Source organism: Angustibacter luteus (genome assembly GCF_039541115.1).
In the GTDB taxonomy this organism is placed as follows: domain Bacteria; phylum Actinomycetota; class Actinomycetes; order Actinomycetales; family Angustibacteraceae; genus Angustibacter; species Angustibacter luteus.
This window is the reverse complement of sequence record NZ_BAABFP010000004.1, coordinates 492,026-509,319: the sequence shown is the minus strand read 5'-3', so window position 1 is coordinate 509,319 and position 17,294 is coordinate 492,026. Positions and strand designations below refer to the sequence as shown.

Annotated in this window: 17 protein-coding genes; 5 read left to right on the top strand and 12 right to left on the bottom strand. The window is 72.3% G+C overall.

The genetic code is table 11. From position 1 onward, the window contains the following. Nucleotides 1–3 precede the first annotated feature (3 nt). Together ABEB17_RS08810 and ABEB17_RS08805 are read right to left on the bottom strand one after the other, a co-directional pair. On the bottom strand, nt 4–1,641 hold the full coding sequence (locus ABEB17_RS08810; RefSeq protein ID WP_345716306.1) for an esterase-like activity of phytase family protein: 1,638 nt from the start codon (nt 1,639–1,641) through the stop codon (nt 4–6). 115 nt (nt 1,642–1,756) lie between these two features. Next, nucleotides 1,757–2,647 carry an EamA family transporter gene (locus tag ABEB17_RS08805; RefSeq protein WP_345716305.1) on the bottom strand — a complete coding sequence of 297 codons (891 nt, stop codon included), beginning with the start codon at nt 2,645–2,647 and terminating at the stop codon, nt 1,757–1,759. 82 nt (nt 2,648–2,729) lie between these two features. On the opposite strand from ABEB17_RS08805, the gene ABEB17_RS08800 reads away from it, so the two are divergent. Further along, nucleotides 2,730–3,608 (top strand): LysR family transcriptional regulator, encoded by an 879-nt coding sequence (locus tag ABEB17_RS08800; RefSeq protein WP_345716388.1) that lies wholly within the window; start codon nt 2,730–2,732, stop codon nt 3,606–3,608. 12 nt (nt 3,609–3,620) lie between these two features. Further along, entirely contained in the window at nt 3,621–4,568 is a 948-nt protein-coding gene (locus ABEB17_RS08795) for an alpha/beta fold hydrolase (RefSeq protein ID WP_345716304.1), read from the top strand. On the opposite strand, the gene ABEB17_RS08790 is transcribed toward ABEB17_RS08795, so the two are convergent. From ABEB17_RS08790 to ABEB17_RS08745, 10 genes are all read right to left on the bottom strand, one after another. Continuing rightward, on the bottom strand, nt 4,537–4,911 hold the full coding sequence (locus ABEB17_RS08790; RefSeq protein ID WP_345716303.1) for a nuclear transport factor 2 family protein: 375 nt from the start codon (nt 4,909–4,911) through the stop codon (nt 4,537–4,539). The two genes, ABEB17_RS08795 and ABEB17_RS08790, sit on opposite strands and share 32 nt — an antisense overlap. 63 nt (nt 4,912–4,974) lie before the next feature. After that, nucleotides 4,975–5,343, bottom strand: coding sequence for a cupin domain-containing protein (locus ABEB17_RS08785; protein ID WP_345716302.1), 369 nt, complete (start codon nt 5,341–5,343; stop codon nt 4,975–4,977). A 24-nt stretch (nt 5,344–5,367) separates the two neighbouring features. Then, nucleotides 5,368–6,219: a fumarylacetoacetate hydrolase family protein gene (locus ABEB17_RS08780; protein ID WP_345716301.1), complete on the bottom strand. Its 852-nt coding sequence runs from the start codon at nt 6,217–6,219 to the stop codon at nt 5,368–5,370. Between the two features lie 65 nt (nt 6,220–6,284). Continuing rightward, complete coding sequence (locus tag ABEB17_RS08775) at nt 6,285–7,577, bottom strand: glutamine synthetase family protein (protein ID WP_345716300.1); 1,293 nt, start codon at nt 7,575–7,577, stop codon at nt 6,285–6,287. 124 nt (nt 7,578–7,701) lie between these two features. After that, a complete protein-coding gene (locus ABEB17_RS08770; RefSeq protein WP_345716299.1) occupies nt 7,702–8,406 on the bottom strand; it encodes a type 1 glutamine amidotransferase in 705 nt (234 codons plus the stop codon). Then, nucleotides 8,403–9,164: a gamma-glutamyl-gamma-aminobutyrate hydrolase family protein gene (locus ABEB17_RS08765; RefSeq protein WP_345716298.1), complete on the bottom strand. Its 762-nt coding sequence runs from the start codon at nt 9,162–9,164 to the stop codon at nt 8,403–8,405. Before ABEB17_RS08765 ends, ABEB17_RS08770 begins: the two co-directional genes overlap by 4 nt. After that, nucleotides 9,157–10,668 (bottom strand): aldehyde dehydrogenase family protein, encoded by a 1,512-nt coding sequence (locus ABEB17_RS08760; protein ID WP_345716297.1) that lies wholly within the window; start codon nt 10,666–10,668, stop codon nt 9,157–9,159. Before ABEB17_RS08760 ends, ABEB17_RS08765 begins: the two co-directional genes overlap by 8 nt. Nucleotides 10,669–10,750: 82 nt before the next feature. Then, nucleotides 10,751–11,326: a helix-turn-helix domain-containing protein gene (locus ABEB17_RS08755; protein WP_345716296.1), complete on the bottom strand. Its 576-nt coding sequence runs from the start codon at nt 11,324–11,326 to the stop codon at nt 10,751–10,753. Beyond that, nucleotides 11,323–12,093 carry an HpcH/HpaI aldolase family protein gene (locus tag ABEB17_RS08750; protein ID WP_345716295.1) on the bottom strand — a complete coding sequence of 257 codons (771 nt, stop codon included), beginning with the start codon at nt 12,091–12,093 and terminating at the stop codon, nt 11,323–11,325. The genes ABEB17_RS08755 and ABEB17_RS08750 overlap by 4 nt, the downstream gene beginning before the upstream one ends. Before the next feature lie 4 nt (nt 12,094–12,097). Then, nucleotides 12,098–12,706: a VOC family protein gene (locus tag ABEB17_RS08745; RefSeq protein WP_345716294.1), complete on the bottom strand. Its 609-nt coding sequence runs from the start codon at nt 12,704–12,706 to the stop codon at nt 12,098–12,100. A 159-nt stretch (nt 12,707–12,865) separates the two neighbouring features. Here ABEB17_RS08745 and ABEB17_RS08740 point away from each other — a divergent pair, with 159 nt between their 5' ends. The 3 genes from ABEB17_RS08740 (at nt 12,866) to ABEB17_RS08730 (ending at nt 17,257) form a co-directional block, all read left to right on the top strand. Then, nucleotides 12,866–14,395 (top strand): APC family permease, encoded by a 1,530-nt coding sequence (locus tag ABEB17_RS08740; RefSeq protein WP_345716293.1) that lies wholly within the window; start codon nt 12,866–12,868, stop codon nt 14,393–14,395. Between the two features lie 34 nt (nt 14,396–14,429). Further along, entirely contained in the window at nt 14,430–14,996 is a 567-nt protein-coding gene (locus ABEB17_RS08735) for a helix-turn-helix domain-containing protein (RefSeq protein ID WP_345716292.1), read from the top strand. A gap of 71 nt (nt 14,997–15,067) precedes the next feature. Then, nucleotides 15,068–17,257: a cytochrome P450/oxidoreductase gene (locus ABEB17_RS08730; RefSeq protein ID WP_345716291.1), complete on the top strand. Its 2,190-nt coding sequence runs from the start codon at nt 15,068–15,070 to the stop codon at nt 17,255–17,257. Nucleotides 17,258–17,294: the final 37 nt, after the last annotated feature.

Below are 17,294 nucleotides of genomic sequence, written 5' to 3'. Positions count from 1 at the left end.
CCGCTACGGGACGTAGATCGTCACGGTCGCGGTGCTCGTGCGCGCGGCGCCACCGACCAGCCGCGTCGTGTCGACCGCGAGGTACTCCCCGTCGTCCTGGGTGCCGTTCGGCAACACCTTGGCGTGCAGCCCGAACGGCGGCGCGTCCGTGGTGACGGCGTCGATGCCGAAGTCGCTGTCGTTGCTGATCACCAGCGTGCGGCCGCCGTCGACGGTGGTGACGCCCTCGACCTTGTCGTGGCCGAAGAAGCCGCCGGACGGGTCGAGCCCGCTCACCAGGGCGCCGAGGTCCAGCCCGGGGGTCTTGCGGACCGGCGTGACCCCGACGCCGGCCAGGGTCTCCTGGGCCGCAGCGGTGGTGGCCTTGCCGACGAGCTTCTCCAGCGAGCCGCCGCCCGCAACCAGACCGCCCTCGGCGACGTCGTACGTCCCCGCGGTCGTGGCCGGCCCGACGTCCGTCGCACCGGCGAGGTCGATCTTCCACAGCTTCTTGTAGGCGCCGGGCTCCAGCAGTCCGTCGCGCTCGTCGACCAGGAACGTCGTGGCACTGAGCGCCGTGATCTCGCTGACCCCGGAGTTGGTGGTCTGCGGGTCATCCAGCAGGTAGACGTACTCGTGCTGGGCGCGGGTGCGCAGGTCGACGGTGACGATCCGGATGACCGGGTAGGAGCCGGTCTTGCCCGTCACGTCCGGCGCCTGCAGGGCGTTCTGCATAATGCCGACGAGCGTGCGCCCGTCCGGGGTGATCGTCAGACCCTCCATGCCCTTGTTGGGCACCCGGTTCGCGAGCTCGCGGGGCAGCGACCCGTCGTACGGCGAGAGGCGTTCGATCGCCCGGCCGTTCGCGTCGACGTGGGTGATGAACGGCCCGTACTCGTCCGAGACCCAGAACGTGCCGTCCCGCAGCGCGACCAGGCCCTCGGGGTCGTAGCCGTTGGCCGACGCGGGAAGGACCGCCCCGTCCCGGTCCAGGATCGTCTCGCCGGTGTTGGCCAGCGCGTTCACCTGGCCGTTGTACGGGCTGCCGTCCGCCGCCTTGAGCGTGATGCTGCGGACGAGCTGGGCACGGGTGCCGAGCGCGTCGGAGACCAGCCGGAACCGGCCGATGGCCGGGGTGAACGACGGCAGCGGCTCGACCTTCACCCCGCCGGGGCCGTCCACGTTCGGGCCGCGGTCGGTGAGACCGTAGAACTCGTTCCGGACGCCGGGTACCGGGGTGAGGCCGGACCCGTACGCGCCGCCGCTGAGCGTCGTCCCGTCGATGGTGGCGAGCGCCGGCAGGTGGGTGGGGTAGAGGCTGACCGCGTCGGTCATGGTGTACGAGAACGTGTCTCGGCCGTGGAACCCGGCCGCCGGGCGGTAGCGCAGGGAGCCGTCGGCGGCGAGCGCGAGGCTGCCGTGCGCGGGGTCGGTGTGCTGGACGACGGTTCGCGCACCGCCGGCGCCGACCCGGTCGTTGGCCGTCACCCCGAGGGCCGCGGGCAGGGTCAGGGTGCGACCGCCGAACGCGACGTACCCGTCAGCTCGGGCGGTGGGGCCGGTCGGTGCCTTCGGTGAGACCGCCGCGGCCGGCACGGCCCCGAGCGCCGCCGCAGTGACGGGGACCAGCACCAGCGCGAGGTGACGGGCGCGCAACGACATCGAGTCCTCCGACCTGCGCGCCCCGCTGGCACGCTCCGGCCCGATGCTGGCCGCACAACGTGGACGGGGCGTGCACGGAACTCGTCGGGTCGGTGAACCCTGGCCGGGCGAACCGTCAGACGTGTCCCGCCCGGGCGCCGCCGCGTTCGGCCCCGATACCGGCGGCGACGACGAGGGCGATGCCGGCGACGGCCAGGAGGTCCAGGGCCTGCCGCAGCACGAGGAAGCCGATGACCGCGGCGATCGCGGGTTCGAGGCTCATCAGGGTCCCGAACGCGGCGGTGGTGAGGCGCCGCAACGCCAACAGCTCGAGGGTGAACGGCACCACGGGCAGCAGGACCGCCAGGCCGAGGCCGAGCGCGAGCACCTGCGGCGTCAGGTGGGGCAGGACGCCGGGGCCGGCGACCACGGTCGCCACCAGCGCCGCGACGGGCATCGAGATCGACAGTCCCGCGATGCCGGTGACCTCGTCGCCCACCCGCTGGGTGAGCAGGATGTAGGCCGCCCAACAGGCCGCCGCGCCGAGCGCGAAGGCGACGCCCACCAGGTCGGCCTCGCCCGTCCAGGGCTGGGTCAGCAGGACGACGCCGACGCCGGCCAGCAGGGCCCACGCGCGGCCGGCTCCGCGGCTGCGCCACGCCGCGACGCCGAGCGGTCCGAGGAACTCCAGGGCGCTGGCGGTGCCCAGCGGCAGCCGCGCGATCGCGGCCATGAAGAGCATCGTGAGACCGGCGGTGACCACGCCGAGGGCGATGCCGGCGCGCAGGGCCGAGCGGGAGAAGCTCGTGAACCGCGGACGCACGATGACCAGGAACAGCACGCCGGCCCACGACAGCCGCAGCCACGCCGCCCCCTGCGTGCCGACCACGTCGATCAGCGGCACCGACGCGGCGAGCCCGAGCTGGACGCAGAGCATCGAGGTGACCGCCATCCCGGCGCCGGTCCGGGCCGACGAGCGGGCGGTCGTCGTCGCCGGTCTGCTGGTGCTGGTCTCGAGCGCGGTCATGGACCCAGTGAACGCGACGCCACCGTTCACGTCCACGCGAGTTTCCTGGATGTACCGTTCACGAATCATGAACGTTCTCGACCTGAACCTCCGGCGCCTGCGGGTGCTGCTCGAGCTCTCGCGGCTGGACTCGATGCGCGAGGTCGCGGACGAGCTCGACCTGACCACGTCCAGCGTCTCCCAGCAGATCGCGGCACTGGCGACGGAGGTCGGCACGGCGCTGGTCGAGCCGGACGGCCGGCGCGTGCGCCTCACACCGGCCGGGCGGCGGCTCGCCGACCACGCGGTGACGATCCTCGCGGCCGTCGAGGCGGCGCGCCGCGACCTCGACCCGGCCAGTGAGCCCGAGGGCGCCGTCCGGGTCGCCGGCTTCGCGACCGCGATCAGGCGGTCCCTGCTGCCGGCGATCGTCGAGCTGGCCACGACCCACCCCGGGGTCGACGTCCGGATGAGCGAGTACGAGCCGCTGGAGGCGCTCGAGCTGCTGGGCCGCGACGACGTCGACGTCGCGCTCGTCTACGACTACAACCTCGCACCGGTGGCGCTACGGAACGACCTGACCGCTCGCCCGCTGTGGACCCTCCAGTGGGGCCTGGCCGTGCCGTCGCCCGCCCGGCGGCAACCGTTCTCGACCTACGCCGACCACGACTGGATCGTGAACTCCCGCAACACCGCGGACGAGGAGGTGCTCCGCACCCTGGCGTCGATGGCCGGCTTCACCCCCCGGGTCGCGCACCGCATCGACAGCCTGGAGATGGTCGAGGACCTCATCGTGGCGGGCCACGGCATCGGGTTGCTGCCCCGCGGGCGCGCCACCCGCCGCGGCGTACGCGTCCTCCCGCTGACCGACCCGGCCGTGACGATGCGCGTGTACGCGGTGACCCGGCGCGGGCGCGAGCAGTGGCCGCCCGTGCGCGTCCTGCTCGATCACCTCGCCCGCGACCCGGACGCTCCCGCGTAGGAGGATGCCGCGGTGGACAGTCAGGTGGACGGTCAGGTGGCCAGTGCACCGGACGGCGAGACGGTGCTGCTCCCCGACGGCCGGACGGCGCAGCTCTGGCAGGGCGGCGACCCGGACGGCCTGCCGGTGCTGTTCTTCCACGGCTGCCCGGACACCCGTCGCGCGGCCTGGTCCGGCGCCGAAGCGGCGCAACGGGCCGGCGTCCGGCTCGTCGCCGTGAACCGTCCCGGCTACGGGCTCTCGACGGCGACCGCGCCCGGCCACCCGTCCGGGCACGCGTCGGTCGCAGACGACACGGTCGCCGTGGCCGACCTGCTCGGGATCGCAGGCTTCGCCGTCCTGGGCATGTCGATCGGCGGACAGTACGCGTTGGCGTGCGCGGCTCGCCATCCCGAGCGGGTGCTCGCGGCCGGCGCGATCGCCACGCCAGCCGTCGTCCCGGAGCTCGATCCGCCCTGGCACCGGGACGACCTGGCGCCGGAGCAGCAGGCGTTCGTCCGCCGGCTGGCGCAGGTGCCGGTGGACGACGCGATCGAGCTGATGCGCCCGGAGTTCGAGGCGTACGTCGCGACGGTCGACCCGCGCGACCCGGACGATGCTGCGCTGGCCGCCAGGTGGACGGCACCCCTGCCACCGGCGGACGCCGTCCTGGTCGCCGCCCGCCCGGCCGCGGAGGTCGCCGCGTCGGCCCGCGAGGCGCTGGCCCAGACCGCGGGCTACCTGCACGACGGCGCGATCGCGTTCCGCGCGTGGGAGCTCCGGCCCGAGCTGGTGCAGTGCCCGACGTGGCTCTGGTACGGCGACCTCGACGACAATGCGCCGCCGCGCAACGGCCGTTGGCTGGCCGAGCACATCGCGGGATCGACGCTCGTCGTCCACGCGCGGACGACGCACCTGGCCACGCTGGTCACGCGCTGGGACGAGATCCTCAGGACCCTGCGCGCTGCCGCGCCTCGGTGAACGGCTGCCGGTCAAAGATGATGGTGATGTGCGTGATCGCGCCGTCCACCACCGTGAGGTGCTCGGCGCCGGGGGCGTTCGGCACCGGTCTCGTGGCGGTGTCGTACATGAGCAGGGCAGTCTCGTCGTCCCCGAGCGCCGCGATGATCGAGGACGCCGTCACCAGCTGCGAGAACGGGCCCATGAAGGCCCGGAACGCCTCTGCGCCAACGATCTGACCGGCTGGCGCGTCGCAGACGATGTCGTCGGCGATGAAGGTCATGGCCCGGTCGAAGTCGTGGCCGGTCCAGGCCTCGTAGTACGCGAGCGCGGTCCGCAGTGCTGCACTGGTCGATTCGTTCATCGCCCCATCATCGTCGTGACGCAGCCCGTGCGCTCCGCAGCTGGCTGAGCGGCCGGGCTGCGGCTAGATCGAGCGCTCGGGCACGGCGTCGGTCCAGGAGGTCGTGCCCCAGGTGAAGCACAGGAGGACGGCGTCCTCGCCGGCTGCCGCACCGTGCCAGTGCCGCTCGCCCGCCGGCGCCTCGACGAGGCTGCCCGGCTGCAGGACCTCGCTGTGCTCATCGGTGCCGACGACGGCGAGCCCGCTGACGACCCAGATCAGCTGTCCGCCCGGGTGCTCGTGCCAGCAGGTCACGGCGCCCTGGTCGAAGCTGACCATGGCGACGTCGGGCCGGTCCGCCTCCGCGGCCGCACTGAGCATGCTGAGCCGGACGTCGCCGGTGAAGTTCCCGCCGTAGACGCTGGTCGGCTGGACCGAGGTCACGATGCGCATGGGGTCTCCTCTCCCTGACCGCGCTCAGCGCTCGACGACCGGGTTGCGCATCCGGCCGACCTGGCTGATCTCGGTCTCCACCACGTCCCCGGCCCGTAGGTAGCGCGGAGGCTGCTGGGCCTCGCCGACGCCGCCAGGGGTGCCCGTGTAGATCAGGTCACCGACCTCGAACGTCACGAACCGCGAGAGCCAGGCCAGCATGCGGGGGATGGAGAAGATGAAGTCGCTGGTGCGCGCGGACTGCATCTGCTCCCCGTTCAACCACCCCGTCAGCTCGAGGTCGTCGCGGTCGGTGAGCTCGTCGGTGGTGACCAGGACCGGACCGATCGGCGAGAAGGTGTCGTAGGACTTGGCCATCGAGAACTGCTTGACCGGCGGCCGGAACTGCTCACCGCGGTCGGAGACGTCCTGCCCGCCGGTGACCCCGGCCACGACGTCCCAGGCGTCTTCCTCGCTGATCGCGGTGAACCGGCGACCGATCGCGATCACGATCTCCGTCTCGTAGTCGACCTGGTCGCGACCCGCCGGCACCACGATCTCGTCGTACGGTCCGACGATCGAGCTGGGGAACTTCACCATCACGTGCGGCTCGGACGGCAGGTCGCGGTTCGACTCCTGGGCGTGCTTGGCGTAGTTGATCGCCAACGCGACGACCTTCGACGGCCGGGTCACGGGTGCGCCGAGGGTGGCCGGGTCGAGCGTCGGCAGGGCCGAGGGGTCAGCGGCGTCGACCAGGGCCTGCAGCTCGGGGCGCACGGCCAGGTCGCACAGCACCACGAGGTCGCTCGACAGCGCACCGGCGGAGGCCGTCTCGATGTCGAGGACCTTGTCCCCCACCAGAACGGCCGCCCGGCCGGAAACGTTCGCGAGTCGCATGGGGTGTCTCTCCTTGGTGTCGATCGGGGTGGTGGTGCGGAGCTCAGGCCAGCAGGAGCGCGAGGTCAGAAGTGGCGGCCGTAGGCCTGGATCTCCCAGTCGGTGACCGCCTCGGACCAGCGGGTCCACTCCCAGCGCTTGAGGCCGACGAAGGTCCGCACCAGGTCGGGTCCGAGCAGGGCGGTCAGCTCGTCGTCCTTCTCCAGCTCGTCCAGCGCCTCGTCGAGGTTCTGCGGGGCGGTGATGGCGGATCCGGGGGCCAGCCCCAGGCGGGCCGGCGGCAGCTCCAGCTCGTGCTGCACACCGAGCAGGGCGGCGAACAGGAGGGCCGCGGTCATCAGGTGCGGGCTGGCCGCGCCGTCCGCGACCCGGTACTCCAGGCGGGTCGCCGGGCCGCGCTCGGCCGGGACCCGCACCGCCGCGGCACGGTTGTCCAGCCCCCAGTCGGCCACGTAGCCGATCGCCTCGGGGCGCAGCCGCTTGTACGCGTTGACCGTGGGCGCCGCGATGGCGCACAGGGCCGGGTAGTGCGCGATGACGCCGGCGATGGCGTGCCGGGCGACGTCCGACAGTCCGTGCAGGCCGTCCGGGTCGGCAAAGGCGTTGCGACCGTTCGCGTCCAGGGCGCTGAGGTTCAGGTGCTGACCGCTGCCCGCCCGCTGCGTCATCGGCTTGCCCAGGAACGTGCACCAGGCACCCTCGGCGGAGGCGACCTCGCGGGCGAGCTCGCGGAACAGGAACGCCGAGTCGGCGGACCGGATCGCCTCGGTGTGCTGCAGCACCACCTCGACCTGGCCCGGGTGGAACTCCGTGCTGAGGTGGGCGACGTCCAGGCCGGCCGCCCGGGCCCGGTCGAAGATCCGCTCGGCCAGGCCGGTCGGGTCGCCGCCGAGGCCGGTCCCGTAGGGACGGTGCGCGGGGACGTCGACCGCCTTGACCCGCCGCTTGGGGCGGGACCGCAGCAGGTAGAACTCCATCTCGAAGCCGGTCACCGGCGCGTAGCCCAGCTGCTGCCAGCCGGCGACGGCCCGTTGGGCCGCGCCGCGCGGATCCAGCTCGAAGGCGTCCCTGTCGCCGTCCATCCGCCAGAGGGAGGCCATCGCGACGCTCGAGGTGGGGTCCCAGCCGGCGAGGGCACTGCTCTGGTCGAGCCGCGCCTCCATATCCGGACTACCCACCTCGAGTCCGTAGCCGGGCACGAGGTCGTCGCGCCCGTCGAAGGCCTGCGCCATCAAGGTCATGCACAGGTGCACCGCGTCCTGGGCCTTGTCGAGCGGGAGCAGCCGGCCGTGGGCCAGCCCGAGCAGGTCGGAGAAGAGCAGGCGCACGCTCGCCTTCGCGCCGTCGTCGTCCTTCATCCATCACCCCGGGCCGGAACGCGCGCGACGCATCTCGTCGACTGACGCTCGGGTCACTTTACGACACCGAGCGGTTCATCTAAGAGTACATAGCCCGAGCGGGACGGTCAACGGCGCCCGGCCGTCAGCGGGTGGCCACCTGGTCCAGGAAGCCGTCCACGACCTGGTGCGCGCGGCGCCGGCTGCGCTCGTCGTGGCCACGCGTGGTGTGCAGCAACGCTTCCGCGTCGATCCCGTGCTCGACGAGCTGGCGCTCGCCGCCGTTTCCCAGCCAGCCACCGAGCGTGCGGGAGTCGAGCTCGGGGTGGAACTGCACGGCGAGGTTGCGGCCGAGCACGAAGGCCTGGGACGCCGCCGGGTTGCGGGCGACCTCCGTCGCCTGCGCCGGGAGCCGCCAGCGGTCGAAGTGCCACTGGAACCACGGCCCCGACGGCACGACCTGCTCGTCGTCCGACTGCACGTCGTGCCAGCCGATCTCGGGCCCGGGCGCACGGGCCACGGTTCCCCCGTGGGCGAGCGCCAGCAGCTGCCCGCCGAAGCAGATTCCGAGGACCGGGACGCCGATCTCGTGGGCCGAGCGGAGCAGCTCGAGCTCGGGCTGCACCCAGCGGCCGACGAGCGCGTCGTCGTACGCGGCCCAGGGGGCGCCGAGCGGCACGATCACGTCGAAGTCCGCCGGGTCCGGGAAGTGCGGCTCGACGTCCGGGGTGTCGAAGTGCTCGGGCGGGACCACGAGGTGGTCCACCACGGTGTACCCGCGCTCGGCGAACCGGGCGCCGACCTCACCCTCGGGTGAGAGGTGGTCGTGCTTGATGAACAGGACCTTCATCGCTCACCCCTGCCGTGGGGCGCGGCGTCCCGCCGGCCGGCCGCGGCGCGGACGAGTCCGGCGAAGATCGCCGCCTGGGCCGGATCCGTTGCGGCAGAGTCCTCCGGATGCCACTGCACCCCGACGTACCAGCCGGTCAGGACGTCGGACGCGACCGCCTCGATGACCCCGTCGCCGGCCCAGGCCACGGCGCGCAGCCCCGGTGCCAGCTGGTCCAGGCACTGGTGGTGGTAGCACGAGATCGTCGGCTGCTCGCCGACGACGGCGGCCAGCGGCGAGTCCACCGCGACCTTGATCTGGTGGGTGCGGTGCCGGTGGTCGCCGACGGTCTCGGCCATGTCGGCGACGAGCGTCCCCCCGAGGGCCACGTTGACGATCTGCGTCCCGCGGCAGATCGACAGCAGCGGCAGCCCATCGGCCATGGCGGCCTGGGCCAGGGCGATGTCCCAGGCGTCCTGCCCCTCGTCGACGTCGTACAGGCTCGGGTGATCGTCGGTGGCGGTCCAGCGCGCCGAGACGTCGCCGCCACCGGGGAGCAGCAGCGCGTCGGCGAAGCGCAGCCGCTCGCGGGCCGCGTCCACGTCGACCGTGGCACCGGGGGCGTGCGGGTGGGTGACCAACGGCTCGCCGCCGGCCTCGAACACGGCCTCGGCCAACGTCCGGGCGACCACCTCCGCCCGGTAGCGCAGCGCAGAGGCGCTCTGGGAGTAGCGGGCCGGGATGACGACCAGGGGCCGGCCGCCGGTCCGCTCAGTCATAGCGGATCCACGTCGTCTTCAGGTCGGTGTACTCGTCCATCGCGTGGCGGGACTTGTCCCGGCCGGAGCCGGACAGCTTGACGCCGCCGAAGGGGACGGACATGTCCCCCTCCTCGTAGCAGTTCACCCAGACCGTGCCGGCCCGCAGGGCGCGCGAGATCCGGTGCGCCGCACCGAGATCCGCCGTCCAGACGGCCGCCGCCAGCCCGTAGGCGGTGTCGCCCGCCACCTGCACGGCCTCGGCCTCGTCCCGCACGACCTGCACGGCGAGCACGGGGCCGAAGACCTCGTCCCGGACCAGGGTGTTCTCCGGCCCGGCACCGGTGACGACGGTCGGCTCCAGGTAGGCGCCGCCGGAGTCCGCGAGCGCCTGCCGGCCGCCGGAGCGGACCTGCGCGCCCTGCGCCACCCCTCGTTCGAGGTGGCCCAGCACCCGTTCGAGGCTGGGGTGGTCGACCAGCGGTCCCATCCGGGTGTCGGCCAGCAGCGGGTCCGCCGGGGACCAGCCCTTCGCCGTCTGCACGATGCGCTCGACGACCTGGTCGGCGACGTCGGCGTGCACGACGAGGCGCGAGCCGGCCGTGCACATCTCGCCGCTGTTGAAGAAGATCGCCCAGGCGGCGGTGTCGGCCGCCGCGTCCAGGTCGGGCGCGTCCGGCAGGATGATGTTGGGTGACTTGCCGCCCAGCTCGAGGTGCACGCGCTTGAGGTTGCTGTCCGCCGCGTAGCGCAGGAAGTGCCGGCCGACGGCGGTCGAGCCGGTGAAGGTCAGCACGTCGACGTCCGGGTGCTCGCCCAGGCGCCGTCCGACGACCGCACCGTCGCCACTGACCACGTTGAACGCGCCGGCGGGGAGTCCGGCCTGCGCCCCGAGCTCGGCGACGCGCTGCATCGACAGCGGCGACTGCTCGGCCGTCTTGAGCACCACGGTGCAGCCGGCGGCCAGGGCCGGCGCGAGCTTCCAGCCGCCGAGGGTCAGCGGGAAGTTCCACGGGACGACCGCGGCGACCACGCCGGCCGGCTCGCGGGTGACCAGCGCCAGCTCGCCCGCGGTGGTGGGGGTGACCTCGCCGGAGCCCTTGTCCGCCAGGCCGCCGTAGTAGCGCAGGCAGGAGATGAGCGCCCGCAGCTCGATGTCGTGCGAGTGCCGGATCGGCTTGCCCATCTCGAGCGTGACCAGCAGGGCGATGTCTGCGCGGTGCTCCTCCACCAGGTCCGCCCAGCGGTTCAGGACCAGCCCGCGGTCGCGGGGGTGCATCCGCGGCCACGGTCCGTGGTCGAACGCGGCGCGAGCGGCCGCGACCGCCGCGTCGGCGTCCGCCGCGGCCGCCCAGGCGAGGTCGCCGAGCGGTCGGCCGTCGCGGGCCGACGTGATCGTGCGAACCCGGCCGTCCACCGCGGTCCGCACCTCGCCGCCCACGAAGAGGCCGGCGGGAAACTCGAGGGACGCCGCGCGCTCGGGCCAGTCGGTGGTCGCGACCACGTCGGTCTGGACGCCAGGCATGTCCTGCTCCTCACGCTGGGGGACGCGACAAATCCATTCGGTCCCGAATGATTTTGGATGGTAGCGCAATGCCCTCGGGAGGTCACTGCGGGACGTCGCGCTGCCCCCGGGCGAACGTGTGCACGATCCAGACCTCCGCCTTGCGCTGCCCCACGACGGTCCACCGGTGGGTGCGGTCGGCCGGATAGGTCGCGTAGTCGCCCGGCTTCAGCACCCCGGCCGAGCCGATGGGGCCGACCTCGATGGAGCCCGACCGGACGAAGACGTGCTCGCGGGCCAGCGGTCCGTGCGAGGCGGACGTCTCGGCCATGCCCGGGCTGAACACCTGGTGATGGATCTCCACGAGCACCGAGCCGACGACCATCGACTTCAGGATCTGGCCCTTCGACGCGAAGTCGGAGATGTCGACGCCCTCACCGGCCCGGACGATCTCGAGCTCGTTGTCCGCCGGCTGCTCGAGCAGGGCGGTCGTGGTGACCCCCAGGGCGTCCGCGATCGCGACCATCGTGTCCAGGGTCGGGTTGGTGTGCTGGCGCTCGACCTTGAACAACGTCGCCTTGGCGACCCCCGAGCGCTCGGCGAGCTGGCTCAGCGAGATGCCTGCGGACTCCCGCAGCGCTCGCACGTTCGCCGCCAGCGTCGCCCCGAGGTCCGTCACGGATGCAGCGTAGTGCTGGCGAGGAGGACCGTGCCCGCGGAACCGAGCAGGGCCAGGTCGCTGCGAACGCTGACCATCGTGAACCCCTGCGCGATCCGGTGCTGCGCCTCCGCCGCGCTCGACGTGTGGATGGCACTGACCACCCCGGCGCTCCGGCACGCCGTCCCGATCGCGGCGACCGCGTCGTCGTGCCGAGGATCGGCGACGTCGTAGTCGGCGCCCAGACCGAGGCTGATCGCCAGGTCGGAGGGGCCCACGTAGACGCCGAACAGCCCTGGCACCGCGACGATCTCGTCGATCGCGGCCAGCGCCGCGGCCGACTCGACCATCACGAAGCACGGCGGCGGGGCGGCGTCCGAGAAGCCGTCGGTGCGCACCAGGTACGGGCCGTAGCTGCGCTCGCCCGCGGGTGGGTACCGGCACGCGGCGACACTGGCCGCCGCCTGGGCCGACGACTCGATCATGGGGACGACGACCCCGTGCGCGCCGCGATCCAGCGCCGTGCCGATCTCGGTCGGCGACAGCGACGGCACGCGCACCAGCGGGATCGCTCCGCCAGCCTCGATGCCCTGCAGCAGCGGGACCATCCGGCTCAGGTCGGACAGGCCGTGCTGGAGGTCGACGAGCACGAAGTCGAAACCGCTGCGGGCCAACGACTGCGCCGCGACCGAGTCGTCCAGGATGGAGAACGTCCCGATGAGCGGCGGCTCCTCACCGAGCCGGCGCGCCAGGGCACCCGGTCGGACGTCTCGCGCCTGCGCTGACACCCGGTTACAGCTTCGCCTGGTCGGCGACGATCTTCTCGCCGGTCTGGCGCACCCACTCCTCGTAGGGCAGCACCTCGGGCTGGGCCAGGCAGTAGGCGGAGGTCTCGGCGAGGATGTCCTCGTCCGACTTGGACAGGTCCAGCGGCTCAGCGCAGGGCTGGGCGACGTACCACGGCGCGTCGACGAAGAACTCGAGCGCGTTGCCCTCGGGGTCACGCACGTACAGCGACCACGCGTTGCCGTGGCTGATCGCGTTCTGGTCGGTACGACCCGCCTCGGCGAGGCGGCGGGTGATGCCGCGCAGCGTGTCGAGGTCGCGGACCCGGAACGACACCTGGAAGACGTTCGACCCGATGCTGCCGCCGACCACCGAGCTGGTCTCGACCACCTGGTCGCGGCGGCCGGACGCCAGCACGAGCTGGTGGTGCTCGCGCGGGTCCGTCGTGAGGAACGCCAGGTCGGTGCCCCCGCCGGACTCGATCTCGCCACCGTCGCTCTGGGTCAGTCCGAGCACCCGGGTGTAGAAGTCGAGCATCAGGGGGAAGTCCAGACAACTCAGCCCGAAGTGGCTCACTGCAAGCTTCCTGCCCGGCAGGACGTCCTCGTCGATCATGCCCGCTCCTCGTCTGTGGTCGATCGGGGCCGCCGCAAGAACCACTTGGGCCGAACCTCTTGACCGATCGCTGCGTTTCGCGAAATATACAGTCGTCGTCGTGAAAGATCCAGCAGTGTCGGCCGCCGGACCCTCTGGCGGAGCCTCCAAGGAGCCCACATGAGTCACCAGTCCAGTTCGGCCCAGGGTGAGATCGAGAAGAGGGACTCGCAGAAGCTGCGACGAGGGACGCTCGGCGTCCTGGGCATCGCGTTCTTCGTCGTCTCCGCCGCCGCCCCGCTCACCGCCATGGCCGGCGGGGCGCCCGTCGCGATGCTCTACGGCAACGGCGCCGGCATCCCCGCGGCCTACGTCGTGGTCAGCGTCCTGCTCCTGATCTTCTCCGTCGGCTACACCACGATGGCTCGTCACCACACCAGCACCGGCGCGTTCTACAGCTACATCACCCGCGGCCTCAAGCAGCCGACGGGCGGCGCGTCCGCGATCATCGCGGTGCTCGGCTACAACTGCATGTCGATCGGTCTCTACGGCCTGTTCGGCGCCGCGGCAGCGGGCTTCGCCAGCGACCACCTCGGCATCGACATGGCCTGGTACGTCTACGTCTTCATCGCCATGGCGATCGTCGGGCTCTGCGGCTACCGGCAGGTCGACCTGTCGGTCAAGGTGCTCGTCGTCCTGGTGACGCTCGAGTTCCTGATCGTGCTGATCCTCGACCTGATGATCCTGGTCAAGGGTGGCGAAGGCGGCAAGTCCGGCATCTCGTTGAGCCCCTTCAGCTGGGACAGCTTCACCTCCGGCTCGATCACCATCGCGCTGCTGTTCAACTTCGCCGCCTTCATCGGGTTCGAGGCCACCACGCTGTACAGCGAGGAGGCCAAGGACCCCAAGCGCACGGTGCCGCGCGCCACGTACGTCGCCGTGCTGACGATCGGCCTCTTCTACACCGTGACCACGTGGCTGATGGTCAACGGCCAGGGTGCCGTGGGGCTGCAGGACTTCCTGGGCGGGCTCAAGCCCGACCCCACCGCGTTCCTGTTCGTCCTCGGCGACACCTACATGGGCTCGAGCCTGACCACCCTCATGTCCCTGCTCTTCGTCTCCAGCGTGTTCGCCGCGCTGCTCGCGTTCCACAACGCCGTGGCCCGCTACCTGTTCGCCCTGGGGCGCGAGGGCCTGGTCCCCAGCGTGCTGGGCCGCACCCACCCCAAGCACCAGAGCCCGCACGTGGGGTCCCTGGCGCAGACCACGCTGGCGTTCGTCGTGGTGCTGGTGTTCGTCCTGGCCGACAAGGACCCGGTGCTGGAGCTGTTCACCTGGCTGACGAACCTCGGCACGCTGGCCATCCTCGTGCTGATGTCGCTGTCGTCCTTCGCGGTGATCGCCTTCTTCGCGGCCAACCGTGGCCTCGACTCGAACCTGTGGCGCACCGTGATCGCACCGGCGATCGGCGGGATCGGCATGGGGCTGGTCGCGGTCTACGCGGCGGCCAAGTTCGGCCTGCTGCTCGGCAACCCGGAGAGCTCCCTGCGGTGGATCCTGCCCGCCCTGATCGTCGTCGCGGCGGTCGTCGGGCTCGGCGCCGCCCTGCGGTTGAAGTCCGTCGCGCCGCAGATGTACGCCCAGATGGGCCGCAACCGCTCGGACGACGGCACGGCCGTCGGCGAGCGCCCGACGGAGGCCGTGGGCTAGGGACTCGCCCCCACCTGGGCCATACTCACGGCCCATGGACGACTTGACGGCGAACGTCGCCGACAACATCAAGCGGCTGCGCCAGGCTCGAGGTCTGAGCCTGGCGCAGCTGTCCGCCCGCTCCGGGGTCGCCAAGTCGACGCTGTCGCAGATCGAGGCCGGCTCGGCCAACCCGACGCTGGGGACGTTGACCGCACTGGGCGGGGCGCTGTCGTCGTCCGTGCCGGAGCTGATCACCGCCGCGGCAGCCAGCCGGGAAGTGCTCGTCGTGCCACGCGGTTCCGGCACCGACATCTCCGACGACGCGATCGCCGGGTTCCTGGTGCAGTCGACGACCGTCCAGGCCTCGCTCCTGGAGTTCCACTCGCTGACCTTGAAGCGCGGGCACTCGGAGGTGTCGGCCGGCCACGGACCGGGGGCCCGCGAGCACGTCCTGGTGGTGAGCGGCAGCGCCCGGCTCGGGCCGGAGGAGTCCAGCGCCGTGGTCTCGGCCGGCGACTACGCCACCTACCCCGCCGACGGACCGCATGTCTGGCAGGCGGTCAAGGGCAAGCCGGCCGCCGTCTGGGTCGTCGCCCTCTACCCCGACCGGGACGCCTGAGGTCGCCGTCGAGTGTTCCGATAAATCGAACGACCGCCCTGTTATAGTGGCCGTCGGCGAAGGGACCAACGATGGCGGACACGGCTTTCCTGACGGAGATCACCCTCGAGCAGCTCGAGGACGACCCCTATCCGACGTACGCCCGGCTGCGCCGGGAGGCGCCCGTCGCGTGGATCCCGGCCGCCGGCGTCTGGTTCGCCACCCGGTTCGAGGAGTGCGCCGAGATCGGCACCGGAAAGCACGGCTTCGCCGGGGCCACCAGCCACCCCACCCTGCAGCGGGTGTTCGGCGCCCCCAACGTCCTCACCTCGGGCGGCGAGGAGCACGCGGACCTGCGCCGCGGCGTCGACCCGCCCCTGCAGCCCGGGCCCGTGCACCAGATGATCGACGCCCTGGTGCGACCCGTCGCCAAGCACTACCTGGCCGAGCTGGCCGGCCGCACCGAGGCGGAGCTGATGTCCGCGTACTTCGAGCCGGTCAGCGTCGAGGCGCTGCGGCAGGTGATGGGCCTGGAGGGGCTGGTGGACGCCGCGACGCTCCGCCGCTGGTTCGCCGACCTCAACCTCGGGGTCTCCAACTTCGGCCTGGACCCCGAGAGCTTCGCCGTCGCCGACCGGGCCAGCGCCGAGATCGAGTCCGTCGTCCGACCGCACCTGGAGCACCTGCGCCGGCACCCCGACCACTCGATGCTCTCGCACATGATCTGGACCGGGCGCGAGGACGGTGAGCCGCGCTCCCTCGAGCTGATCCTGCCCTCGCTCAAGGTGATCCTGCTCGGCGGGATGCAGGAGCCCGGCCACGCTGCGGGCAGCACCCTGCACGGCCTGTTCTCCCGGCCGGACCAGCTCGCCCTCACCTACGCGGACCCCGAGGCCTACATCCCGTTGGCGGTGCACGAGGGCCTGCGCTGGATCGCCCCGATCGGGGCGGTCGAGCGGCAGGCGAGCGCCGACGTCACGATCGCCGGGGTCCAGATCCCCGCGGGCGACATCGTGATGACCATCCTGGGCTCGGCGAACCGGGACGAGACCCGCTTCGACGACCCCGACGTCTTCGACCTGGACCGCAGCAGCCGCACCCACCAGGCCTTCGGGAACGGCGAGCACTTCTGCGCCGGCCACTTCTTCGCCCGGCAGGTGCAGCGCATCATGTTCGAGGAGCTGCTGGCGGCCCTGCCGGGGCTGCGGGCCGACCCCCGGCAGCCGGAACGGGTCACCGGTTGGGTCTTCCGAGCCCCCAAGTCCCTTCCCGTGCAGTGGGATCCGCCGGGCGAGCGGCCCGTCGTGTCCCTGCGCACGCCGGTGGTCGAGGCCGGCCACTCCGACACCCGGCTGATGCAGGTCCGGGCCCTGCGCCTCGAGGCCGAGGACGTGGTCTCGGTGGAGCTCGTCGACCCGGACGGAGCGGAGCTGCCGCCGTGGGAGCCGGGCGCCCACCTCGACCTGTGGGTGGTCGCCGACCACGCCGGCCACTACTCGCTGTGCTCCGACCCCGCGGACCGCACCAGCTGGCGGATCGCCGTCCTGCGCGAGCCGGACAGCCGCGGCGTCTCGACGTTCGTCCACGAGCAGCTGCGCCCGGGCATGCACGTCCAGGTGGGTGGCCCGCGCAACACCTTCCCCCTCGCGGCAGCCGCCGAGCACCGGTTCGTGGCCGGCGGGATCGGCATCACTCCGCTGCTGCCGATGATGCGTCAGCTGCACCGGCAGGGAACGCCGTTCCGGCTGGACTACTGCGGCCGTCGCCGAACCGGGATGGCGTTCCTCGAGGAGCTCGCGACGTACGGCGACCGGGTGCACGTGCACGTGGGTGACGAGGGGTCGCGAGCCGACCTGGAGCAGCTCGCCACGCAGGCCCTGGGGGCCGGCGCCACCATGCACGCCTGCGGCCCGGAACGCATGGTGAGCGCCCTCGAGCAGCACGCCGAGAGCACCGGGCTCCCCCTGGTGGTCGAGCGGTTCGCGGCGGGCGAGGCGCACCGTGAGGACGACGGGCCGTTCCAGGTCACCCTGTCGCGCACGGGCCTGACCCTGGACGTGCCCGCCGACCGGACCATCCTCGACGTCCTGGAGGAGAAGGGGCTGCCGATCCCCAACGTGTGCCGCGAGGGCAACTGCGGCACCTGCGAGACCCGCGTGCTGGGCGGCGCCGTGGACCACCGCGACGTCCTCCTGACCCCCCGTCAACGACGTGCCAACGAGCGGATGATGATCTGCGTCTCGCGCGCGGCGTCGTCGGAACCACTCGTCCTGGACCTGTGAACAACCGCCTGGGACCACACCTCCGTCACCCTGACCC